Annotated in this window: 20 protein-coding genes; 11 read left to right on the top strand and 9 right to left on the bottom strand. The window is 62.3% G+C overall.

From position 1 onward, the window contains the following. Positions 1 to 15 precede the first annotated feature (15 nt). The gene (locus QD228_RS09335; RefSeq protein WP_279875324.1) at positions 16 to 909 is read right to left on the bottom strand and encodes a LysR family transcriptional regulator; all 894 of its coding nucleotides are present in this window, start codon (positions 907 to 909) and stop codon (positions 16 to 18) included. A gap of 118 nt (positions 910 to 1,027) precedes the next feature. On the opposite strand from QD228_RS09335, the gene QD228_RS09330 reads away from it, so the two are divergent. Beyond that, positions 1,028 to 2,239: an oxidoreductase gene (locus QD228_RS09330; RefSeq protein WP_279875323.1), complete on the top strand. Its 1,212-nt coding sequence runs from the start codon at positions 1,028 to 1,030 to the stop codon at positions 2,237 to 2,239. A gap of 111 nt (positions 2,240 to 2,350) precedes the next feature. On the opposite strand, the gene arfA is transcribed toward QD228_RS09330, so the two are convergent. Further along, positions 2,351 to 2,530 (bottom strand): alternative ribosome rescue factor ArfA, encoded by a 180-nt coding sequence (gene arfA, locus QD228_RS09325; protein WP_077371234.1) that lies wholly within the window; start codon positions 2,528 to 2,530, stop codon positions 2,351 to 2,353. An 899-nt stretch (positions 2,531 to 3,429) separates the two neighbouring features. On the opposite strand from arfA, the gene QD228_RS09320 reads away from it, so the two are divergent. Further along, positions 3,430 to 4,839 (top strand): NAD(P)/FAD-dependent oxidoreductase, encoded by a 1,410-nt coding sequence (locus tag QD228_RS09320; protein WP_279875322.1) that lies wholly within the window; start codon positions 3,430 to 3,432, stop codon positions 4,837 to 4,839. Positions 4,840 to 4,979: 140 nt separating this feature from the next. Here the strand turns inward: QD228_RS09320 and QD228_RS09315 are convergent, their stop codons facing one another. The 3 genes from QD228_RS09315 to QD228_RS09305 form a co-directional block, all read right to left on the bottom strand. Next, positions 4,980 to 5,147 (bottom strand): hypothetical protein, encoded by a 168-nt coding sequence (locus QD228_RS09315; RefSeq protein WP_157109453.1) that lies wholly within the window; start codon positions 5,145 to 5,147, stop codon positions 4,980 to 4,982. Between the two features lie 138 nt (positions 5,148 to 5,285). Continuing rightward, positions 5,286 to 6,644: an ammonium transporter gene (locus tag QD228_RS09310; RefSeq protein ID WP_077371230.1), complete on the bottom strand. Its 1,359-nt coding sequence runs from the start codon at positions 6,642 to 6,644 to the stop codon at positions 5,286 to 5,288. A 355-nt stretch (positions 6,645 to 6,999) separates the two neighbouring features. Next, positions 7,000 to 9,426 (bottom strand): aminomethyltransferase family protein, encoded by a 2,427-nt coding sequence (locus QD228_RS09305; protein WP_279875321.1) that lies wholly within the window; start codon positions 9,424 to 9,426, stop codon positions 7,000 to 7,002. Between the two features lie 274 nt (positions 9,427 to 9,700). On the opposite strand from QD228_RS09305, the gene QD228_RS09300 reads away from it, so the two are divergent. The 7 genes from QD228_RS09300 to QD228_RS09265 all read left to right on the top strand — a co-directional run bounded on the left by QD228_RS09300 (position 9,701) and on the right by QD228_RS09265 (position 16,087). Beyond that, positions 9,701 to 11,008, top strand: coding sequence for a histidine kinase (locus QD228_RS09300; protein ID WP_279875320.1), 1,308 nt, complete (start codon positions 9,701 to 9,703; stop codon positions 11,006 to 11,008). After that, complete coding sequence (locus tag QD228_RS17155) at positions 11,005 to 11,892, top strand: response regulator transcription factor (protein ID WP_347882129.1); 888 nt, start codon at positions 11,005 to 11,007, stop codon at positions 11,890 to 11,892. Before QD228_RS09300 ends, QD228_RS17155 begins: the two co-directional genes overlap by 4 nt. After that, positions 11,889 to 12,746: a PAS domain-containing protein gene (locus tag QD228_RS09285; protein ID WP_279875319.1), complete on the top strand. Its 858-nt coding sequence runs from the start codon at positions 11,889 to 11,891 to the stop codon at positions 12,744 to 12,746. The genes QD228_RS17155 and QD228_RS09285 overlap by 4 nt, the downstream gene beginning before the upstream one ends. Positions 12,747 to 12,917: 171 nt before the next feature. Continuing rightward, positions 12,918 to 14,321 carry an NAD(P)/FAD-dependent oxidoreductase gene (locus QD228_RS09280; protein WP_136939270.1) on the top strand — a complete coding sequence of 468 codons (1,404 nt, stop codon included), beginning with the start codon at positions 12,918 to 12,920 and terminating at the stop codon, positions 14,319 to 14,321. A 202-nt stretch (positions 14,322 to 14,523) separates the two neighbouring features. Then, positions 14,524 to 14,892 (top strand): SMR family transporter, encoded by a 369-nt coding sequence (locus tag QD228_RS09275; RefSeq protein ID WP_279875317.1) that lies wholly within the window; start codon positions 14,524 to 14,526, stop codon positions 14,890 to 14,892. Between the two features lie 14 nt (positions 14,893 to 14,906). After that, complete coding sequence (locus tag QD228_RS09270) at positions 14,907 to 15,227, top strand: multidrug efflux SMR transporter (protein ID WP_136939268.1); 321 nt, start codon at positions 14,907 to 14,909, stop codon at positions 15,225 to 15,227. A 110-nt stretch (positions 15,228 to 15,337) separates the two neighbouring features. Next, a complete protein-coding gene (locus QD228_RS09265) occupies positions 15,338 to 16,087 on the top strand; it encodes a 2OG-Fe(II) oxygenase (protein ID WP_176503849.1) in 750 nt (249 codons plus the stop codon). Positions 16,088 to 16,108: 21 nt separating this feature from the next. On the opposite strand, the gene QD228_RS09260 is transcribed toward QD228_RS09265, so the two are convergent. Next, entirely contained in the window at positions 16,109 to 17,023 is a 915-nt protein-coding gene (locus QD228_RS09260; RefSeq protein ID WP_176494115.1) for a LysR family transcriptional regulator, read from the bottom strand. 203 nt (positions 17,024 to 17,226) lie between these two features. On the opposite strand from QD228_RS09260, the gene umuD reads away from it, so the two are divergent. Next, positions 17,227 to 17,688 carry a translesion error-prone DNA polymerase V autoproteolytic subunit gene (gene umuD, locus QD228_RS09255; RefSeq protein ID WP_176503848.1) on the top strand — a complete coding sequence of 154 codons (462 nt, stop codon included), beginning with the start codon at positions 17,227 to 17,229 and terminating at the stop codon, positions 17,686 to 17,688. An 8-nt stretch (positions 17,689 to 17,696) separates the two neighbouring features. After that, positions 17,697 to 19,028 carry a Y-family DNA polymerase gene (locus tag QD228_RS09250; RefSeq protein WP_279854889.1) on the top strand — a complete coding sequence of 444 codons (1,332 nt, stop codon included), beginning with the start codon at positions 17,697 to 17,699 and terminating at the stop codon, positions 19,026 to 19,028. Here the strand turns inward: QD228_RS09250 and QD228_RS09245 are convergent. The 3 genes from QD228_RS09245 to QD228_RS09235 form a co-directional block, all read right to left on the bottom strand. Continuing rightward, positions 18,985 to 19,875 (bottom strand): LysR substrate-binding domain-containing protein, encoded by an 891-nt coding sequence (locus tag QD228_RS09245; RefSeq protein WP_084208438.1) that lies wholly within the window; start codon positions 19,873 to 19,875, stop codon positions 18,985 to 18,987. The two genes, QD228_RS09250 and QD228_RS09245, sit on opposite strands and share 44 nt — an antisense overlap. A gap of 160 nt (positions 19,876 to 20,035) precedes the next feature. Continuing rightward, complete coding sequence (locus QD228_RS09240; protein ID WP_347882128.1) at positions 20,036 to 20,890, bottom strand: trimeric intracellular cation channel family protein; 855 nt, start codon at positions 20,888 to 20,890, stop codon at positions 20,036 to 20,038. A 63-nt stretch (positions 20,891 to 20,953) separates the two neighbouring features. Continuing rightward, complete coding sequence (locus QD228_RS09235) at positions 20,954 to 22,048, bottom strand: helix-turn-helix domain-containing protein (RefSeq protein WP_254696513.1); 1,095 nt, start codon at positions 22,046 to 22,048, stop codon at positions 20,954 to 20,956. Positions 22,049 to 22,260: the final 212 nt, after the last annotated feature.

Below are 22,260 nucleotides of genomic sequence, written 5' to 3'. Positions count from 1 at the left end.
TAAATCGTCGTTTACTCACGTACGCTGAGCTTCCTCTGCGTCAAAACCCGCGATCAAGGCATCCATCAGCATTCTCACCCGGCGCGGCAGAATCGACGCCTCCGGGCGGACGAGGAAGATGCTGGTATCGGCACCGTCGCCACGAATGTCTTCCAGCAGCGAGATCAAGCGCCCAGAGGCCAGGTCATCGGCGATCAGGTAGTACGGCAGACAGGCAACGCCACGCCCTCCCAGACAGGCGGTATGCAGGGTTTCCAGGGAGTTCGAGAGAAAGCCGCAGCGCATCTCGGGCAGTGACGTGAGCCACCAGGCGTTGAAGCCACCGGGGAGATTCAGGATCAGGCTGACATGCTCCGCCAGATCCGCCACTGAGCGCGGCGTGCCATGTCTTGCCAGATACTCCGGCGATGCACAGATGACACGCTGATTGGTGGCCAACCGCCTGGCGATCAGGCCGGGCTCGGGCTTTGCGGTGCTGCGGATGGCCAGATCCATCCCCTCATGCACCAGGTCGACCACGGCATCCGTCAGGGTCAGGTCCACGATGACCTCGGGATAGCGCTCCATGAAGCGCATCAGCAACGGCATTACCTGCAATTTTCCCAATGCGTTGGAACACGAGAGACGAATGCGCCCCTTGAGTGCACCACTGCCCTCGGCGATCTCCTGCTCGACATTGCGCAGCCGCTCCTGCAGCTCCCGTGTCTCCGAGGCATAGAGCTGACCCGCTTCACTCAGGCGCATCCGCCGAGTGGAGCGAATCAATAACTGCGCGCCCAGGCGCTGCTCCAGATGCGCGATGCGCTTGCTGATCGCCGAGTGGGTAATGCCGAGCTGGCGCGCCGCCCCGGTGAAGGTGCCGGCATCGACCACGGCATGAAAGATATCGAGATCCGTATACGTTTTCATATGTTCCATTGGCTCACGGATGCTGTGCTCACACACCGGATTATCACCAGACACTGCCCATGTCACCATGGCATCTGTTCCTTCCATGCCATATTCAGTGCCCAGAGACATCGCCACCATGATAGATCAGCCGACCGATTCCGCCCTGTTCACGCCCTTCACGCTGCCTTGCGGGCGAGTGCTCGCCAATCGCCTCATCAAGGCCGCGATGTCGGATTCTCTCGGTGATGGTACGGGGCATCCCTGTGACGCCCAGATGCGCCTCTATGAGCGCTGGGCGGAAGGCGGCGTGGCGGCGTCGCTGGTCGGGGAAGTGCAACCGGACCACCACCACGCCGAGAAGCCCGGCAATCTGGTCCTCAATGCGCAATCCGATCTCGCGGCCTTCACGCAACTGGCGCAGCGCGGCCAGCAGCACGGAGCCGAGCTCTGGCTGCAGCTCGGCCATGCCGGCGCGATGGCCTACCCGCCGACCAGTACGCCACATGGCCCCAGCGCGCTGGATATCCCCGGGCTACGTTGCGAGGCCATGAGCCTGGAGGCCATCAAGGCCTTGCCTGCCGCCATGGCAACCACAGCGCGCCTGGCTCGTGACGCCGGGTTTGGCGGGGTTCAGGTACATGCGGCACACGGCTTTCTGCTCAGCCAGTTTCTGTCTCCCCTCTTCAATCAGCGCACGGATGACTACGGCGGTAGCCTCGACAACCGCATGCGGCTGATGCGTGAGGTGATCATTGCCGTGCGTGAGGCCGTTGGCCACGACTACCCGGTCATGGTGAAACTCAACTCGAGTGATCAACTTGAGGGCGGTTTCGAGGAAGCCGAAGCGCTACAAGTGATAGCAGCGCTCGATGAGCTGCCCATCGATCTGATCGACATCAGTGGCGGCACCTATTTCCCCGGCGCCAGCTCCGCGTCGGACGCCAGTGCCAGCGGCCCCTACTTCGTCGAGTTCGCCAGGCGTGCACGCGCGGTGACGTCCCTGCCCTTGATGGCAACCGGCGGCTTCAAGACTCTGGCGCAGGCCGAAGACGCCGTGGCACAAGGCGCCGTCGACTTCGTCGGCCTGGCCCGCCCACTGGCGCTGCACCCGTCACTGCCCACGCTATGGCGAGCGGGAGAATGCCCCGCGCCAGAGTTCCCACGTTTCAGCGCCCCGCCGGAAGGCGGCGTGACCGCCTGGTATACCCTGCGCCTGACCCAGCTGGGCGAGGACCGTGAGCAGGAGTCACTGGGCGAACTGGAGACGGTGCTGGCCGACTATGAAGCCCGTGACGCCGCACGCGCCGAGACCTGGAACGCGCACTTCGCCGACTGTTTCCGCGACTGAGCCGCTTCTCGAAGTGGCCAGATACACGAACGCCGCAGCGCTGATGCTGCGGCGTTCATGTGACCAGCGCCTCAGACAGGGGCTCCCTTCAGAGGCGGCAATGAGGCTTCTTCAAGCGGCGCAATACACACCGACTGAAGGAGCCTCACTGCCACCGCTACCCCCTTGTTGCTTGCCATTGCGCTGGTAGCTGCCCTTGCCCTTGCGCGCCTTCACGACACGCTGCTTGAACATCGGGGTACGCAGCACTGCCTTGAGGGCGTTGTCCTGCACCTTGCGCTTGTGAGTCATGGTGTCTTCTCCTGTGGCCTCTCTGTTACCGGCCCAGTATACGCCCTTTCGCCATGCAGAGTGATCAACCTCCGCTTTCCCCTCGTCACTGGTCTGGTGAGTGAATAGCCCCGCAGATCCTCTAGAAAATCCTCCAGCGAGGATCATTCGATAATCTGGCACCCTTTTCCTTTCTGATTTCTGTTCTTTCTCCATTCTCACGCCACTCACTACTCTGACACTACGCTTACATCCTTCTCACACCCTTATTTACTCCACACCTCAAAATCACGAGCGCCAACCTGCTTGACAATGAGGATATTTCAGACCACCACCCGTTTGACAAATTACGCATTGAAGAGACAGAAAATCATCCATCTTACAAGCAGCATTGCAACACGTAAATCTTCTTTTTTCTACACGGAAAACACGCCAGACAACGCCATGGCAAACCACCACGACATAAAAAAATGCTGAAAATCAACAATTTACTAAAGAGCCACACCAACCATGAGCCGATAAATCACATCCTTCACCCTGGCCGTTCTGGAGAAAGACACAATCCACAAGGATCTTGCCACTAAAGTCTAAATACTCTCATGATCGTGTACACTTCATGCACTCAGAATCAATACCTCACATTTGAGATGACGCATCATTTCTGCGAGGATGCTTCACGCTCCGCGAGCCGTAGATGACTCTCAAGGCAATAAAAAATACGCCTTCCGTGCTCAGGCTCAGCGAAATGACAGGTGGCCAGTCAACTGGATTCCTTACCTTTCCAGGCCACCCAAGCGCTGGATAATGCTCATTATTATCGCGTTCCACTACAGAGGAAAAAGCACCTGGTCAACACGACATCCCGCAACGCGGGGTTCACGGAACACGACGTCTCATTACAGTCTCAACAGGAAATACCCATGACAAAACGCATTGCGATCATTGGCGCAGGGCCGAGTGGCCTGGCACAGCTGCGCGCCTTTCAATCTGCCGCTGACAAGGGTATCGACATTCCCGAGATAGTCTGTTTTGAAAAGCAGAGCGACTGGGGCGGCCTGTGGAATTACAGCTGGCGAACCGGTCTTGATCAGAATGGTGAGCCCGTCCACGGCAGCATGTATCGCTACCTGTGGTCCAACGGCCCCAAGGAATGTCTGGAGTTCGCGGATTATTCCTTCGAGGAACATTTCGGCCACCCGATCGCCTCATACCCGCCTCGCGCGGTCATCTTCGATTACCTCAAGGGTCGGGTCGAGAAGGCAGGCGTGCGCAAGTACATCCGCTTCAATTGCCCGGTGCGCCACGTCAGCTTTGACGACACCCGCGAGCAGTTCACCGTCAGTGTCCATGACCAGCAGGCCGATGCGGTCGTTCAGGAGCATTTTGACCACGTCATCGTCGCTTCCGGTCACTTCTCGACCCCCAACGTGCCTGAGTTCCCGGGGTTCTCGGAGTTCAATGGCCGTATTCTGCATGCACATGACTTCCGCGATGCGCTGGAGTTCAAGGGCAAGGATCTGCTGCTGATCGGCAGCAGCTACTCTGCCGAAGATATCGGTTCACAGTGCTACAAGTATGGCGCTCGCAGCATCACCACCAGCTATCGCACCGCCCCGATGGGCTTTACCTGGCCGGAGAACTGGGAAGAGAAGCCGCTGTTGCAGAAAGTGGACCGCGACACCGCCTATTTCCGCGATGGCACCCACAAGAAGATCGATGCCATCATCCTGTGCACCGGCTACCTCCATCACTTCCCGTTCCTCGATGAACCGCTGCGCCTCAAGACAGCCAACCGCATGTGGCCGCTCGGTCTCTACAAGGGCGCTGCCTGGGAAGCCAATCCGCGCCTGTTCTATCTCGGCATGCAGGATCAGTGGTACACCTTCAACATGTTCGATGCGCAGGCATGGTGGGTGCGTGACGTGATTCGCGGTGAGATCGCGCTGCCCAGCCGCGAGGCCATGCAGGCAGACAGTCAGGCATGGCGTGACCGGGAAGAGACACTGGACAGCGATGAATCGATGATCCGCTTCCAGGGCGATTACGTGAAGTCACTGATTTCCAAGACGGATTATCCGAGCTTCGATATCGACGGCGTCAATCGCACCTTCCTCGAGTGGGAGCACCACAAGCACGAGAACATCATGACCTTCCGTGACTACTCCTACCGCTCGCTGATGACCGGCACCCTGGCCCCGCGCCATCACACGCCCTGGCTCGACGCGATGGATGATTCGCTGGAAGCCTTCCTGGCGCAGCCCGACAAGAGCGCCAGACAAGCAGGCGGCGAGACAGCCGCCGAACGCTCCCTCGCGACTGACAAGGTCTGAGTGACGGACAGGATCTGAGTGACTGACGGCCTTGTGTCACCTGACATGTGACATCGGGCCCACAGAATGCACAACGCCGCGAAGCATGGCTTCGCGGCGTTGTGCATTCTGTGGTTGCGGAGCAAGAAGGCCCCGATGGATCAGAGGGTCTTCTTGCTGCGGAATGACGCTTTCTCATGGCGCAGGATATTGACGCTCAACGAGATGCAGACGCCAGCCGCGATCAACAGACTGACCGCCACCATCCCTGAATTGCTGAAGAAGAACGCATAGTTGGCAGCATGTACCGCAGTATCGACAGTTTCCATGACAAGACTCCTGGAGAAGAAAGAAAACGAATCGGCCCGTTCGCTCCGTCACTGGCTGGCAGCCAGACTTCAGGACAGATGGCAATGAACGCTGCAACAAACGAGCCAATCCTCATGCGGGTAATCGTCAGAACCGACTCAGCTGATATCGGGACGCTTGTCCATCGGTGCTGCCACTACCCCACCGGAACGTGCCGGCACGCTGGAAGATGACTCGGTTGCCATGCTCTCCGGGTAGGCCTTGGCCGGGACTTCGAACAGGTCCAGCCCGAGCACTTCGACATGCGGCGGCACACGCAGCAGGTTGAACTTCTTGAGCAGATAGGCAACGCCCCAACCCGGCACGAAGCCCGTCACTGCCATCACCACCGCGCCTGTCAGCTGCCCGGTGAAGGAGACGTCCGGCACGCCTTCGCCGACATTCGGGAAGCCCGCGGCGAAGACACCCACCAGTACCACACCATAGAAGCCGCAGAAGCCATGTACCGCGAAGGCACCGACGGAGTCATCCAGGCCACGCTTCTCGAGCAGCGCGCCGATCTTCGGCATCAGGGCGCCACCGGTGACCGCCAGCACGAAGGCCAGGCCCGGGTTGTAGAGATCCAGCCCCGCCGCGACGGTGATGATACCGCCCAGTGCACCTGACATGGTCCAGAACGGGTCACGCGAGGACAGATAGGCACCGATCACGCCGCCACCGAAGCCCATCAGGGTATTGAAGGCGAAGGCAGAGAGGTTGGTGCGATTGCCATAGATGGTGGTCCAGCCGATGTCACCGGTGTTGAAGATGATGCAGCCACCGAGGAAGCCGAAGAAACCGACGATGATCAGCATCAGCCCGATCAAGGTCATCGGCATGTTGTGCGGTGCGATCACCTGCGGCTTGCCATCGTCACTGTACTTGCCGATGCGCGCGCCCAGATTGAGCAGCACGCCCAGCGCGAAGAAGCCAGCCACGGCGTGCACCACGCCCGCCGCGCCGACATCGTGGTAGCCCAGCTTGTGCAGCATCCAGCCATCCGGATGCCAGCCCCAGGCACCCGCCAGGATCCAGACACCCGCACCGAGAATCACCGCCAGCAACAGGAAGGCGCCCAGGCGGATGCGTTCGATCACCGCGCCCGAGAGAATCGAGCCCGTGGTCGCACCGAACAGGGCAAAGGCCGCGAAGAAGATACCGGTGCCCATGTCATCGGCGTCCGGGCGCATGCTCGCGCTCCAGGGCAGTGCCGCGGAAGCCTCGATGGGAATCAGCCCGTTGGGGAAGGCGTTGTAGATCCACCAGCCCACGAAGTAGAAGGCGGGGATGATCGAGGCCAGCGTCAGCACGTTCTTCATGCCGGACGCCAGGGCATTCTTGGAACGGGAGGCACCGATTTCATAGGCCAGAAAGCCTGCGTGGATCAGGAACATGATGGCGGTACACCACCAGTAGAACACCTCGATGTTCATCGCCTGGTGCATATCCAATATGCTTTGCAACGTCTTTTCATCCATCGTCTTTTCTCCTTTTCCGGGCCGGGTCTGCCACCGCATGCCTGCCGGTGGAAACCCTGTCTGCCCGAAGGTTGTTGTTGTTTTTCAAGGGGGACCTGCTGGATAAAGCAAGCGACATGCCAGATGACCCCTGATGGCCACCTTCAGCAATACGTTGTTTTCATTGATATCTTCTCGAAATCGTGGACACCTCTTCACATATGAAGCCCGAAAATCACCACCTGGCAAGAGGGTGTTCGTTATTGAGGCAGGCAGGCGGCGTCCTGCACCGTGATATGACGTGAGTCGTACTGCATATACGGATCGTCACCGGCCAGCCTCACGCGCAAGGTCTCGGTCATGCGCCATGCATCCCTCAGCTACGCACCTTGAGGCGCTCAGGATCATGGAAAGGCAATGTCACCACCTCTGCGGCGAGGCGCTTCTGATGGCCATCCAGCTGGCCGATCTCAAGCTGCGTTCCGGGGCTTGAGAAATCCGGGGCGAGACGACACATGGCGATGGACTGGTTGAGCAAGGGAGAGCGGGTCGCGCTGGTGATCACCCCGACCGGATAACGCCCGTGATAGACGAGGTCGCCGTGGCTGACCAGCTCGCTGCTGTCCACCCTCAGGCCCATGATCCGATGGCGGGATTCCGGCGTCTCGCGCTGCATGGCCGCACGCCCGACGAAATCATCCTCCTTGCTCTTCATCGGCACGGTGAAGCCGATGCCCGCCTCGTAGGGAGACGTCTGCGGACAGAATTCATGGCCAGCGAAGATCAACCCCGCCTCTATCCGCAGCATGTCGAGGGCATCCAGTCCCAGCGGCGCGATGCCATGCGGCTCACCGGCCGCCCAGATCGCCTCCCACACGGCCGGGGCGTCCTTGGGATGACACCAGACTTCATAGCCCAGCTCACCGGTATAGCCGGTCCGCGACACCATCAGCGGGATGCCATTCGGCCCCGCCAGGCGACCGACCATGAAGCGGAACCAGCCCAGCGTTTCCACCTCCGGCTGGGTACGCGCATTCCAGATCAACGGCGCCAGCACCTCGCGGCTCTTCGGCCCCTGCAGCGCGATGTTGTGCAGCTGATGGGTGGAGTCGCGCACCGTGACGCGATAGCCCTGCTGCTCTGCGAGATCCCGCAGCCACTGGCCGCTGGCCGGATCACCACAGATCCAGCGGAAGGTCTGCTCGCCCATGCGGAACAGGGTGCCGTCATCGAGCATGCCGCCGGTTTCCTGACACATGGCGGAATACACCACTTCTCCGATGGAGAGTCGGCGCACGTTGCGGGTCAGCGCATATTGCAACAGGCGTTCGGCGTCCGGTCCGGCGACCTCGAACTTGCGCAATGCGGAGAGATCCATCACCGCGACCCGTTCGCGACAGGCGAGATACTCCGCCTTGGCCCCCCACCCCTCGTAATGGGTGGCCAGCCAGTAGCCGTGGTAATCGATGTACTGCTTGGTCAAGGCGGAGGTGCAGGGATGGAAGGCGGTGGGCAATGTCATGCGCGGCAATTCCTCGGGCCGGTTGCGATAGGCGATACCGCGGGGGAAGTCATGTTCAGCGGCGTAGATACGCACATGGATATCGGTCGGCACCCAGCCGTTGGCGGCGTCGATGTCGTCCGGACAGGCGGATGAGGCACAGATGAGGTCACGGTCGGCGCGCAGCAGCACATAGTCGCCGGGTCGTGACCAGGGCTCATCCACCGCCAGGGTGCCGCAGGGCTGTACCCAGGTATTGAAGAAGAAGTTGATGGCCGGCCAGCTGGCACGCTGTCGGATACCATGAGACGCCGACAGGGCATTGTTGAAGTTGACCGTGCAGCTGTCGTGACCGAAGTAGCCGTGGTGTTCGTAATACTGCGGCGAGCAGGCAAGCATGAAGCTGTCATGGCGTCCGACCGTGTCCTGGATCACCTCGAGCATCGGATGCAGGTGCTGATCAAAGAACACCGAATACAGTCCCGGATTGGGCATGCAATGCCCGGACAGGCTGCGCGTGGCGCCGGCATCCAGCCCCAGCTCCTCGCCCTGTGCCCAGGCAGTGGCGTCGAAGGCCACGAAGTCGGAGCACTGACGCCCCGCCACATCGATGATCTGGATCCACTCGCCCTGCTTGACCTCATAGACCTCGACCGTCCCCGCCGCGACTCTCGTCTCCTGGCGGATCGGCGCCAGCGGCACCGGCAGATGTTCCAGCCCCACAAGCCCGGTGCAGAAATGGGACACCTCAAGCTCGGTGGCCAGCCGCTCTCCTTCTATCGTCATGTCACTGCCGGGGGCCAGCAGAATCAGGCGTGCGGCAGGCGCTTCCAGCGGCCAGCGAATCTCGGCCGGCAATTCGGCCGCTGACAGGCGCTGCCAGTACGATGGCGGGCAATGCGCGACCCCCAGCGCCTCCAGGCGTGCCTGAGTGTGCGGACTCCGAGTGTGCGGACTCCTGTTGCCGGACGTCTCCTGCGCCTCGCTGGCCTGAGGCTGACTGGCGAAGGCGTGATCTCCCGGACTGACGACGCTCGCGAAGTGCGCAAGCGACGCCTCGATTGTCGTGCCTGCCCCCTTCACCGCTTCGCGGGGGCTTTCCCCGCTCTGCTGTGCCGCCTCGGCGACTTCACCACCCGTGGCCTTCAGTGCCAGCCACTCACAGGACTGCGCACCGTCCACGGATGACACCTGCACGCTATCGCCAGGCGACAGATCAAGTGCCAACACCTCCAGGCCGGCGATTCGGTAACGATACGGCTGGTTCGGCGTGGCTGCGGGTATCTCGACTGCAAGTCCCATCCTGGTGATACCTCTTGTTGTCATGGCAGGCGAGCCAGTCGAAGGAAGTCCTCGAAGGGCAAGCCTGGATCAGATGTGCCTGGATGGTGCATGACCCCTTGCGTCGCGCACCACGTTCTTCATGGTTAATTAAATTTACTCTCAGTAGATGCGCCGACAATCCATCAAGAGAGGTACCCATGAAGGAGTAATCCATTCGCTGGCATGAAGCTTGCTGGTGTGACACTCGAATCATGGCGCGCCGCAGGGGCGGCGAAACGACAGAGGAACTCGCATGGCACTCAGTCTCGGCGCATCGAAGACAGGCAAGGCGCCTGCATCGCAAGGGATAGCGCATCGCCTTGATGTCCAGCGCGCACGAGGCTGTCGCGCCGATGCCGAGACTCCCGTTCGCCCTGCTGCCATCCCGCCGCCTGATCTGCGTGACAGACACCACCTCGATGCCATCACCTTGCGCATCGCTACCTGCGCTGACCTCGAGGAGGCGTTGCCATCCGTGCTGAGAGAGCTGCTGGACATGCTGAACGGCTGTCCTGAAAGCGGCATGGCGCACTCCTCGATTGGCGAACTCTGTGTCGTGCATCGCGCACCCGGTCAGGCGACCCATGCGGTGATTTCCCCTGCCGGCATCGCTTTGTCAGCCGCTGCGCGCCAGAGATTGCAGGAAGTCGTCAGGGATATCGCTCGCGATCCCGGCGCCCGACAGCAGGCGTCAGGCATAGCCGGCACGCCGGGTGGCGTGCTGATCGCCCTCACGGACGCCGCTGACAGAGGGGAGACGGGCAGAGGGGCGACGGGCGATGACTGGTTGTGGCTTGGAGAGCCGGCAGCCGCAGCCCCCTCACGCGAGACACCGCTGGCACACGCCGTCATCGACGCTCTGAGCCGTGGGCTGGCATTGCAGCAGCAACAGGCGCGTCACGCCGAAGACAGGCAGGCAGCGGTGGCGCAGGCCCTGAAGAACGAACGCCGACAACTGGCGGCGGAGCTGCACGATACCCTCGCCCAGGAATTGAGTTATCTGCAGATGCAGAGCGCACGCCTGACACGTGCCGCCCGCCATGCGCCACAGGAGGTGCAGGCACTGGCTGAGGAGGTGCATACCCAGGCCCGGCGCGCCTTCCGCCAGACCCGTGAACTGATCAATGGCGCGCACGCCACCTGGGGAGACGCGCCGCTTGCCTGTGTGCTGGAGGCCTTGATCGAGGAATTCGAGACCCGTTCCAGCATGGTGTTCGAGCTCGACAATCGCATCCAGTCACTGCACCTCCCCGATGCCCAGTCCCTGCAGGTGATGTTCATCGTGCGCGAAGCGATGACCAACAGCGTGCGTCATGCCAGGGCCACCCACCTGCGCCTGCAACTGCTCTATCAATCTTCAGGGCCGCAGCCGGCGGCACGGGTGTTGCTGACCGTCGAGGACAACGGCTGCGGGTTCGATCCCGCCGAGATCCCCGCCGCGCATTTCGGGCTGGGCATCATGCAGGATCGCGCGCGCCACCTCGGGGCCGAGTTCGCCATCACCCAGCCCCGCCAGGGCGGTACCCGCGTGACACTGAGCTGGGAGCGCCGCGACACATGACCGCGACACGACAGACACCCTCGACACCCTCGACGCACCCGACACTCCCGACAAGAGTGGTACTCGTCGACGACCATCCGCTGTTTCGGCGCGGGCTTGCCGAGCTCTTGAGTGAAGGTGGCCTGTTCGAGGTCGTGGCCGACTTCGATGATGGTGCGCATCTGCTCGAGCGCCTCCCCGCCCTCGCCCCCGAGCTGGTGATCGTCGACTGGCAGATGCCGCAACTCGATGGCCTGACCCTGATGCGCCATCTCAAGCAGCGTGATGCCGCCCTCAAGGTCGTACTGTTGACCGCCTCCGACGACAGCCGTCATCTGCTGGATGCCATCCAGCAAGGGGCGGATGGCTACCTGATGAAGGACACCGCCCCCGAACGCATTCTCGAGCGCCTGCAGGCCGTCATCGACGGCAAGCTGGGGTTGGAGGAAGAGACCTTGCTGCTGCTGGCCAGGCGCCTGCAGCAGGACCACCGCCAGCGCTCGGCACGCGAACATGCACCGCCGGAAGGTGGCGTTCCCACGCCGGGTCCGGGCGTGCCGCTGACCGAGGCGACAGACGCTGCCCTGACTGACGGCATGGCTGAGACCGAGACGGCGGACTGGCATCGCGGTCTGACCGAGCGTGAGCGCGATACCCTCAAATGGATCGGGCGCGGCCTCAGCAACAAGTTGATTGCCCGCGAGCTGGGCATCAGTGACAGCACGGTGAAGGTCTACGTCAAGAATCTGCTGCGCAAGCTGGATCTGCATTCGCGACTGGAGCTGGCCGCCTGGGTCTACGCCCACCCGCTGACGCCAGCGAGTGATGCCAGCCGAGCGCCCGCCGAGGACGCGACAAGCGCCAAAGAGGCCATGACACGGGCCGAAAAGGAGAGCCTGAGATGATGCGCTTTCTCGAACAGTTCGCCTCCGCCTCACCCGCCTCGACGGCCTCGCCCTTCAGCGCACAGGCGATTCTCGACAGCCTGAGTGATGCCGTGGTCGTGGTGGATGCTGACAGCACGCTGCTCTATGCCTCGCGTGGCTGGCAGGCCCTGAGCGGACACGAATCGAGCGGCCCACGGGAAGACACGCCAACCGCCTCTCGGACGGAGGGGGGCGGCACGGCACCGCGGCGCCTGCGGGAAGCACTGCACCCCGCAGATCACGCCCGCTGGGACGTGCTCGCCCGGCACGTGTCACGCCGTGAGCGGCCTGACTGCTGGCGATTGCGCATCCTCGGGCCGGACCACCACTATCGCTGGTGTGAAGTCCGTAGCCAGTCGCTCTCGCTGGCCTCGCCCTGGCCCGCCACGCTCACTCTGCATGACATCAGCGAGCGCGTGCAGCAGGAGCAGATCGACGCCGCCAACCTGCGCAGCCTGACGCGCCTGATCAAGGGCCTGCCCGCGATGGTCTATCGCGCGCGCAACAACCGCCACTGGTCGATGGAGTACATCAGTGACGGCTGCCTGGCCATCACCGGCCTCAGCCCGCGCGACCTGCTCGATCATCCCTCCCTCACCTACGGCGACATGATCCACCCCGAGGATGCCGACCGCGTGTGGGACCAGGTACAGGCCGCCCTTCAGGCACACACGCCCTTCACCCTTGCCTACCGCATTCGCCACCGCGATGGCGACGTGCGCCGGGTACAGGAAAAGGGCCATGGCATCTATTCACCTGACGGCACGCCGCTGGCCGTGGAAGGCATCATCTTCGCCGTCGACACCTCGGACCTGGCAGGGGATTCCGCATGATCCGGCGAGCATGGTATCGACGTCGCATACTCCTTTATGGCTACCCTTTCCGAGCAATGTGCAGCCAGGTCACATCTCGCTAGCCTGTTTCGTTGTCAGTGTTTCTCGACGTCATCACGTCACGAAACCTCAGGTAACGCATCAAGACACAACAAGAACAGGATGGTATCCATGACCCAACGTATCGCGATCATCGGCGCAGGCCCCAGTGGACTGGCTCAATTGCGCGCCTTTCAATCCGCAGCCGACAAGGGCATCGAGATCCCCGAGATTGTCTGTTACGAGAAGCAGGATGACTGGGGTGGTCTGTGGAATTACAGCTGGCGCACCGGCCTGGATGCCCACGGTGAGCCGGTCCACGGCAGCATGTATCGCTACCTGTGGTCGAATGGTCCCAAGGAGTGTCTCGAGTTCGCCGACTACTCCTTTGAAGAACATTTCGGGCGCCCTATCGCCTCCTACCCGCCGCGCGCCGTGCTGTTCGACTACATCAAGGGGCGTGTCGAGAAGGCTGGCGTGCGCAAGTACATTCGCTTCGGCTGTCCGGTCCGTCAGGTCACCTTCGATGAGACTACCCAGCAATTCACGGTCAGCGTGCATGATCAGGCGCTCGATCTGGTGACCAGCGAAGAATTCGATCACGTCATCGTGGCTTCCGGGCATTTCTCGACTCCGAACGTGCCGGAATTCCCCGGTTTCGCGACCTTCAATGGCCGCATTCTGCATGCACATGACTTCCGCGATGCATTGGAATTCAAGGGCAAGGATCTGCTGTTGCTCGGCAGCAGCTATTCCGCGGAGGACATCGGCTCGCAGTGCTACAAATACGGTGCGCGCAGCATCACCACCAGCTATCGCACCGCTCCGATGGGCTTCAAATGGCCGGACAACTGGGAAGAGAAGCCGCTGCTGGTGAAGGTCGATCGCGATACCGCCTATTTCAGTGACGGCAGCCACAAGCGAGTCGATGCCATCATCCTGTGCACCGGCTATCTGCATCACTTCCCGTTCCTCGAGGAGTCGCTGCGCCTCAAGACTGCCAACCGCATGTGGCCACTGGGGCTCTACAAGGGCGTGGTGTGGGAAGAGAATCCGCGCCTGTTCTATCTCGGCATGCAGGACCAGTGGTACACCTTCAACATGTTCGATGCCCAGGCCTGGTGGGTGCGCGATGCGATTCTCGGCACCCAGACACTGCCGGCGAAAGCGGCGATGCAAGCCGATAGCCAGGCATGGCGCGAGCGTGAGGAAACGCTGGATAGCGACGAGGCGATGATCGTCTTCCAGGGCGACTACGTGAAATCGCTGATCAGCGAGACCGACTACCCGAGCTTCGATATCGATGGCGTGAATCGCACCTTCCTCGAGTGGGAGCATCACAAGCACGAGAACATCATGACCTTCCGCGATCACGGCTATCGCTCCTTGATGACCGGCACCCTGGCGCCCAGACATCACACGCCGTGGCTTGAGGCGATGGATGACTCGCTGGAAGCCTATCTGGCCCAGCCGGCCGAGGCGCCATCCGACGAGGAGTCAGCTGCTCAGGCGACGACCACGCCGCTGGCCTCCTGACGCTTTCTGGTCATCTGACGCTCTTGTGAGAAGGAGCTGCGCGGACGACTTGCCAGGCACCAGGCGGAGGGGCTCCCTCCGCCTTTTCATGGCCAGAAACATCAACAAAAACTCATATAGACTCGCATTCATGCAACGCATGTCTTTCGCTGGCGATTGAACGCCTCATTTTCCCGACACCTCACAAGGACGCCCGATCACCATGCGCATCACGCTCTATTTCCTGATCTCGACCCTGTGCGAAATCGGCTGGGCCACGGGCCTGAAGGTCGCCGACAGTCCACTGGAATGGGCACTGACGGTGCTGCTGGTCATCATCAGCCTGAGTCTGGTCACCCAGATCGCCAGGACACTGCCCGCCAGCACCACCTACGCCATCTTCGTCGGCCTGGGCACGCTGGGGACGGTGGTGACTGACCTGCTGTTCTTCGATCTCGAGTTCCAGTGGTCCACGCTGGGCTTCGTGGTGCTGATGCTGATCGGCATCATCGTGCTCAAGACGGCCCCCGGCGCGCCTGCCGACAAGCAACCTCGCGCGAGTGCCACACCACAGACCACCGTCAGTGAATGAGCAGGAGGGATGACATGGATTGGGTCTATCTGATCGCCGCCGGCTGCTGTGAAGTCGTCGGCGTCACCGGTTTCAATCAATACGCCAACCACCGCCGCCGACGGGGTGTGCTGCTGGTCGCGCTGGGCTTCAGCGCCTCCTTGAGCCTGCTGTATCTGGCCATGGACACCATCAGCCTGGGCATCGCCTATGCCGTATTCTCCGGCATCGGCACCGTGGTCAGCGCCATCATCGGGGTGCTGTTCTGGCGGGAGCATTTCTCGTTTCGCCGCATGGCCTGCATCGGCCTCATCGTGCTGTCGATCGTCGGCCTCAACCTGACAGGCGGACATTGATCATTGCCATTCGTGCAATGACCAATTGCCGTCAGGTGCCTTTTTCTGTCGTCGGCAGTGCACTAGCCTCTCGGGCAACATTCGTGATCATGCCATTCAGGAGTCTTGCCATGAGCCTGTCCTTCTACGCCGTCAGTCACGAACGCGGCTTCTCTCCCACGCCCCTGCCCATCTGGACCGACAACGGTGACGTGTCTGACCTCTTCGAGACCGAGGCGACACCAGAGGTGGTCCGTCAGGAGGTCGAGGGTGTCCCGGGCGCCTTCCAGCTGCTCAATGTGCTGACGCCTGCCGAGGCCGACAACTTCGTCGCCACCCTGGAGGCAATGGGCTTCGAGGAGGATGCGCCCGTCTCCCTGCCGCGTTCGGTACGCCACAACCACAACGTCAACTGGGTCGTCAGTGACGCCATCGATCAGGTCATCTGGGCGCGCTCGGCGCCGCTGGTGACCGAGCAGATCCAAGGCGAGGGCGCAAAAGGCATCAATGCGCGCTTTCGTGTCTATCGCTACGAGACCGGTGACTTCTTCAAGCCGCATACTGATGGTGCCTGGCCGGGCAGTCGCGTCATCAATGGCGAGATCGTCCAGGACGCCTATCCGGGCCTGATGAGCCAGTACACCTTCCTCATCTTCCTGAGCGATGGCTATACCGGCGGGCGCACCGAGTTTCTGGTCAGCCGTCGCGACCCCGAAAGGCCTGCCCAGTCACGGGACGACATCCAGACAGTCTCGGTCGCAACGCCCAAGGGTGGCGTACTGTGCTTCCCGCATGGCTCGCATCCGCAGCACTGCGTGCATGCCGGCGAGCCGATCCGCGACGGTGCCAAGTACATCATCCGCAGCGATATCCTCTATTGATGGCTGCCTGATGAGAACCTGCTAGCGACCGGCCAGCCGCTCGCGGCGGGCGAGCAGGAAGTCGACCCAGGCACGCACGCGCGGATTGTGCTGATTCTCGCGCGCGAAGACGACATGGATGCCAGTGTCGAAATCCGACGACGTGACCTGATGGTCCTCCAGCACCGCCACGAGGCGTCCCTGGTCCAGTTCTTCACGGATGGCCCAGAGCGGTTGCACCACGACACCAGCTCCCTCGAGGGCTGCCTGGGTCAGAATGTCGGCGTTGTTGGTGCGCAACGCGCGTGCTCGCGCCGAGATGCGGTGCTCCCGCTCACCCTGCACCAGCCGCCAGTGATGATTGGCGGTGGTATAGCTGAAGGTCAGCAGGCGGTGCCGCTCCAGGTCCTCAGGCTGACGAATGGGCGGCTGGGCACTGAGATAGGACGGCGCCGCGGCCAGCACGAAACGCTGGTCACTGATGTGCCGTGCGATCAGACTCGAGTCTTCCAGATGGCCGATGCGGATGGCGACATCGAACTGCTCCTCGATCAGATCCACACGCTGATCACTGCTGACGATATCCAGCGCCACCTCGGGGTAGCACTGCATGAATTCACTCACCAGCGGCGCAAGATAGAGGCGCGAATATCGCCACGGCACCGAGATGCGCAGCGGCCCCGCGACTCGCTCACTCAGCGTCTCGAGCTCATCCGTCAATTGAGCCACCTCGCCCAGGATGGCACGGAAACGGATCACGGCTCGCTCACCGGCAGGCGAAAGCCGCACATGGCGCGTGGTGCGCACCAGCAACGGCTCGCCCAGCTGTCGCTCCAGATGATTGACGTGACGCGTCGCCGTGGAGCTGGCGATCTCCAGCTCACGCGCAGCCGCATTGAAGCTCTGATGCTCCGCCACCTTGAGGAAGGTGCGCAGTCGTTGGGTCAGTTCGTTCATGGCTCTCCACAGTGAATCCGCCTTTCACGTAGACACCGGACCTTGCGCCCGATGGCATTCGCCGATGCCGAGCATAACACCCTCGCCATCCGGGCTTCGCAGCGGCCACTTTCACTTGAGGCGGCTTTGCATATTAGCGGTTGCCTAACGCTTGCCTGCCACGGATACTGTATATAAATACAGCCATGACAGGAGAGCTTTCCATGACCGCATCTGCCCCCCTTGCCACTCACGAGACGTTGGCTCGCCCTCATCCCGCTCCTGCGCCATGTGAGCTGCCATACCCCCACATCACGGGGCGTGCGGGAATTTCCGGCTTTCCGTCACCGGCCGAGGATTACGCTGGCCGGACGCTGGATCTCAACGAGCGGCTGATCAAGCGTCCGGCAGCGACCTTCTTCATGACGGTGGCAGGTGACAGCATGGAAGGCTTCGGCATCTACGAGAATGACACCCTGGTCGTGGATCGCTCCATCGATGCCCGCCCCGGACATATCGTGGTGGCGCTGGTCGAGGGCGAGGTGGTGGTCAAGCGCTACGAACTGATCGGCCAGCGGCCGTATCTGTGCTCCGGCAATGCCCTGTATCCACCGGTGGCCATCGTCGATCTCGAGTGTCAGGTCTGGGGGGTGGTGCGCTCCGTCATCCACGAATACGCGGTATGAGCGCGCCGATGATCGGGCTGGTCGACTGCAACAACTTCTACGCCAGCTGTGAGCGAGTCTTTGATCCGCGCCTGGAAGGCCGCCCCGTGGGGGTGATGTCCAACAATGACGGCTGCGTGATCGCGCGCTCTCAGGAACTCAAGGCGCTGGGCATCGAGATGGGGACCCCGGCCTTCCAGCTGCAATCCCTGGTACGCGAGGGACGCATCCACCTGCTCTCCTCGAACTATGAGCTGTATGGCGACATGTCGGCGCGCGTGCGCGACGTGCTGGAGGAATACAGCGCGGGGGTCGAACCCTACTCCATCGACGAGATGTTCGTGCGCTTCGATGGCTTTGACCGCAACGCGATGCTGGCGCTGAGTCGTACCCTGCACCGCAATGTGCGCAAGTTCACCGGCATCCCGGTATGTGTCGGCGTAGCCCCCACTCGCACCCTGGCCAAGCTGGCCAACCGTACCGCCAAGAAGCGGCCGGAATTCGGCGGCGTCTGCGTGCTGGAACCTGCCGAAGTCGGCACCCAGCGCCTGCTGGAAGACACACCGCTGGGCGATGTCTGGGGCGTGGGCCATCGCCTGGTCGAACGGCTGGCACTGCAAGGGCTGCATACCGCCTGGGACCTGCGCTGTGCGGACCCGCGCGCCATCGGTCAGCGCTATTCCGTCGTGCTGGAGCGCACCGTGCGCGAGTTGCAAGGCACGCCCTGCTTCGAGATGAACGACCCCGATGATGCCCGTCAGCGCATCATGACCTCACGCTCCTTCGGCCGCATGACCGATGACATGAATGAGCTCAAGGATGCCATTCGCCAGCACGCTCAGCGCGGCGCCGAGAAGCTGCGCCATCAGGGCAGCCAGACACGTGCCGTGCTGGTCTTCCTCAAGAGCAACCGCCACCGCCCGGATCTCCCGCAATACTCGCCCAGCACCATCATCGAACTCCCCGAACCGACCAGCGACAGCCGCGAGATACTCGCCGCCGCCCATCAGGCGCTCGAGCGTATCTATCTGCGCGGCTATCGCTTCATGAAGGCAGGCGTGATGCTGCTGGACCTCATCGACCAGCCCCGAGAGCAGCTCTCGTTGCTCGACAGCGAGGCCGATATCGCCAGACGAGAACGCAACCAGCAGCTGATGGCGACACTGGATGCGATGAATCAGAAGATGGGCCGTGGCACCGTGCGTCTGGGCGTCGCGCGCCCGGATGCCGCCTGGCAGCTGCGCTGCGCGCATCGCAGCTCACGCTATACCACCCGCTGGCAGGAGCTGAAACGACTGGGGAGCCCCCCTCGGCTCCCTACAACGCCAGGCGCGACGCAAGAAACTCGACAAAGGCACTGATACGGGGCGAGAGCGTGCTGTTGCGGTAGTACACCGCCTGGATAAGCTCACGCGGATTGGGCGACTGGACCTGCCCCGGCAGCACTTCCACCAGAGCGCCCGACGCCAGGTCATCGGCGAGCATGAAGCGGGAGATCAGCGCGATGCCGTGGCCGGCCAGGCATAGCTGGCGCATGACTTCACCGCTGGAAGTGGAAAGGTGCGGCGTCGTTTCCAGCTCCCGGGGCGCACCCTTGAGTGGCCAGCGATTCAGGCGACTGGGCGGCAGGAATCCCAGCAGGCGATGCGACGCCAGCGCCGCGACGCTCGTCGGCGTGCCATGCCTTGCCAGATAAGCGGGGCTGGCGACCAGGTGCAGGGTCGAGCGCCCCAGTACCTTGGCGTGCAGGGTCGAATCCTCGAGTTCGCCGATGCGAATGGCGACATCGGTGCGCTGCTCCAGCAGATTAATGATGTCGTCACCCGCCGAAAGCTCCAGGGAAATGCCGGGATAGCGACGTTCGAACTCTCCCACCAGCGGCACCAGCTGATGCAGGACGAAAGGACTGGCGGCATCGACCCGCAGACGGCCGCTGGGTTGATCACGCTGCTGACGCAAGACGTCTTCGGCCTCGCTCAACTGCTGCAGCCCTTCCCTGATGCGCTCGACGAAAGCACGCCCCTCGTCCGTCAGGGCGACACTGCGGGTGGTACGAGTCAACAACGGTGTCTCAAGCTCGCTTTCCAGCCGCTGGATGGCCCGCGACACCTTGGCCACGGGCACATCCCGCTGCTTGGCGGCAGCACTGAACCCTCCGCTGTCGACCACCGCCAGCAACCATTCAAGGTCTTGTGAGCGACTGCGCATGATGAAACTTCTCCCAGAAGACGATGGCCCTTGTCAGACCTTGATGACCCCTTGTTCGGCCCGTATCTTTGCAGAAATCGCAATGATCGGCACCTGTCAGGCACTTCTTGCACCACAATCACGCACCGCTTCCAAGCGATCACGCCATGGCCTTCCGTGCTCAGTTCCTGCCTCGCCGACTCTCCCCGGGGCGCAGCATGCGCACCCGCGCCTTGGGAGTACGGCGTGGCAGCATCGGCGGTTCGGGGGGCTGGTCGATCTTCATCGAGGCCTCGAGCTTGCTGAGCCCCACTGAGCCCCCCAGGGTGGTGGCGAATTCGGCGTCACCCTGCTCGCGCTGATTGTCTGAGGGCGTGCCCGACGTGCGGGGTTCACCACTCGCTGACAGGTCCGGTGGCGGGATGATGACCCAGGCGAAGGTCGGCAGCGTCAGATTCCAGTAGATAGCCGGAAGTCGAATCATCAATACCATCACGATGGCCGCGCCTGTCGCCCAGGCAAGCGGCATCTCGAGCTCGAGCAGCGCGATATAGAGAATCCCGCCCGCAAGCGACGCCGAGGCGTAGATTTCCTGACGCAGCACCATCGGCACGCGGCGCGCCAGTACATCCCGGATCATGCCGCCTGCCACGCCACTCATGGTGCCCATCACCACGACAACGATGCCCTCTACCCCCATCATGCGGGCCTTGTGAGCGCCCAGCACGGTGAACAGCGCAAGGCCGAAGGCATCCGTCACGGGCAGAAAGACCCGCGTCAGACGGTGAATGTAGTGAAAGCCCAATGTCGCCACGCCCACCGTGAGCAGGATCACCCAGAGATAGACCGGCTGCTCGACCCAGAACACCGGTCTGATGCCCAGCACAAGATCACGCAGGGTGCCGCCGCCGATACCGGTCACGGCGCCGAGCACCAGCATGCCGATCGGGTCCATCCGCGAACGACAGGCCACGACGACACCTGTCAGCGCGAAGATCATCACACCGGCCAGATCCAGCCAGGTTATCCAGTTCATACCCATAGCATCCTCAGACGACGAAACTGTCATTCATGCGCCACACGCGAGCGTGATGGCCGTTCATTCAGCGGCCAGTCCGCGACGCGCCGTCACGCTGGGCGCCTCACCGAAACGCTGTTGATAGGCACGAGAAAAGTGCGCCAGATGGGTGAATCCCGTGGCAAAGGCCGCCTGGGAGACACTGACCCGACTGTCGGCGAGCACCCGCTGTGCATGATCCAGACGCATGCCGAGATAGCATTGCTTGGGGGTCTCGCCGAATTGCGCCACGAACAGGCGCGTCAGCTGGCGCTGTGACTGCCCCGCGAGCCGGCAGACCACCGGAATGGGCAGGGCCTGGGCAAGATTGGCCTCCATCACCGCCAGCGCCCGCACGACACTGCGCGGCAACGACGAATCGCGCGGAGTCGGGCTCTCCACATTCACGGCCGTGCGCTGGTGCATGATCTGACGTCCCACGGCATCGGCCAGCGAAGGGCCATAGAGCCGCTCGATCCAGGCCAGCATCATGTCGATGCTGGCCGCCCCGCCGGAGCCGGTCAGACGCTCACCCTGCCATTCATAAGGGGCCGAGCTGACGTCCAGCTCAGGAAACTCCTGCTGAAAGGCCGGCACGCTTTCCCAGTGCAACGCCACCGGATGCCCCGCCAGCACACCGGCCCGCGCCAGAATGAAGGGGGCGGTATCCAGTCCCCCCAGCCAGGCACCATGGGCCGCCAGCCAACGCAGCACGGCACGCGACTCACTGTCAACACTCGCTTCTGGCTCATAGGACGACACCACCATCAGGCGCATCCGGGCCATGGACGCCGAGGCCTGTTCACACACCGCTTCCGGTGCCTGCCGGGGCTCCCCCGTCATCAGCTGATCGAGGCGACCATCGACATCGATACGGACCCCATTGCTGGCCACCACCGCCTCACCATCCGCTGACAACAGCCGCCAGGCGAACAGATCCCGCCCGAAGCGATTGGCGACCCTCAAGGGCTCGAGCAGGCAGAACAGCGTCAACATCGAGAAGCGCGGTACCAGCCAGACATTCAGCGTATTCTCGGCGGCGCCGGGCGCCAGCACGGGTGGTGAGTCCGGCCGCGGGTAGGGATGCGCGCCAGTGCTCAAGGGCTTCATGTCCAGCGCGGTCGGGGTATCAGGCATATGGCGATTTTCATCAATTCTTCGGCGGTTTTCATCAAACGATAATGACATTGGGGCAAAGAGACCAGTGACCCGTGCAGAATCGCGGCTTTCGATCGTCCGTCACCTGCCATCATCGCATCGCGTTTGATGACATAACGCATCACTCAAGCCACGCGAGTGATTCCATATGGCATCAGAACATCGACCTTGGGCGTAGCGACCTTAGGCGA

It is taken from the genome of Cobetia sp. 3AK (assembly GCF_029846335.1).
GTDB lineage: Bacteria > Pseudomonadota > Gammaproteobacteria > Pseudomonadales > Halomonadaceae > Cobetia > Cobetia marina.
Note: the sequence above shows the minus strand (reverse complement) of the source record. Positions and strands in the feature narration are given on the sequence as shown.

Bases quoted from the DNA above. Each gene is read 5' to 3' on its own strand.
- QD228_RS09250 (WP_279854889.1), top strand. From the start codon at position 17,697: ATGATCGGGCTGGTCGACTGCAACAACTTCTACGCCAGCTGTGAGCGA.
- QD228_RS17155 (WP_347882129.1), top strand. From the start codon at position 11,005: ATGACCGCGACACGACAGACACCCTCGACACCCTCGACGCACCCGACA.
- QD228_RS09285 (WP_279875319.1), top strand. From the start codon at position 11,889: ATGATGCGCTTTCTCGAACAGTTCGCCTCCGCCTCACCCGCCTCGACG.
- umuD (WP_176503848.1), top strand. From the start codon at position 17,227: ATGACCGCATCTGCCCCCCTTGCCACTCACGAGACGTTGGCTCGCCCT.
- QD228_RS09310 (WP_077371230.1), bottom strand. From the start codon at position 6,644: ATGGATGAAAAGACGTTGCAAAGCATATTGGATATGCACCAGGCGATG.
- QD228_RS09245 (WP_084208438.1), bottom strand. From the start codon at position 19,875: ATGCGCAGTCGCTCACAAGACCTTGAATGGTTGCTGGCGGTGGTCGAC.
- QD228_RS09240 (WP_347882128.1), bottom strand. From the start codon at position 20,890: ATGAACTGGATAACCTGGCTGGATCTGGCCGGTGTGATGATCTTCGCG.
- QD228_RS09280 (WP_136939270.1), top strand. From the start codon at position 12,918: ATGACCCAACGTATCGCGATCATCGGCGCAGGCCCCAGTGGACTGGCT.
- QD228_RS09235 (WP_254696513.1), bottom strand. From the start codon at position 22,048: ATGCCTGATACCCCGACCGCGCTGGACATGAAGCCCTTGAGCACTGGC.
- QD228_RS09335 (WP_279875324.1), bottom strand. From the start codon at position 909: ATGAAAACGTATACGGATCTCGATATCTTTCATGCCGTGGTCGATGCC.
- QD228_RS09300 (WP_279875320.1), top strand. From the start codon at position 9,701: ATGGCACTCAGTCTCGGCGCATCGAAGACAGGCAAGGCGCCTGCATCG.
- QD228_RS09330 (WP_279875323.1), top strand. From the start codon at position 1,028: ATGATAGATCAGCCGACCGATTCCGCCCTGTTCACGCCCTTCACGCTG.
- QD228_RS09320 (WP_279875322.1), top strand. From the start codon at position 3,430: ATGACAAAACGCATTGCGATCATTGGCGCAGGGCCGAGTGGCCTGGCA.
- QD228_RS09270 (WP_136939268.1), top strand. From the start codon at position 14,907: ATGGATTGGGTCTATCTGATCGCCGCCGGCTGCTGTGAAGTCGTCGGC.
- QD228_RS09315 (WP_157109453.1), bottom strand. From the start codon at position 5,147: ATGGAAACTGTCGATACTGCGGTACATGCTGCCAACTATGCGTTCTTC.
- QD228_RS09305 (WP_279875321.1), bottom strand. From the start codon at position 9,426: ATGGGACTTGCAGTCGAGATACCCGCAGCCACGCCGAACCAGCCGTAT.
- QD228_RS09265 (WP_176503849.1), top strand. From the start codon at position 15,338: ATGAGCCTGTCCTTCTACGCCGTCAGTCACGAACGCGGCTTCTCTCCC.
- arfA (WP_077371234.1), bottom strand. From the start codon at position 2,530: ATGACTCACAAGCGCAAGGTGCAGGACAACGCCCTCAAGGCAGTGCTG.
- QD228_RS09260 (WP_176494115.1), bottom strand. From the start codon at position 17,023: ATGAACGAACTGACCCAACGACTGCGCACCTTCCTCAAGGTGGCGGAG.
- QD228_RS09275 (WP_279875317.1), top strand. From the start codon at position 14,524: ATGCGCATCACGCTCTATTTCCTGATCTCGACCCTGTGCGAAATCGGC.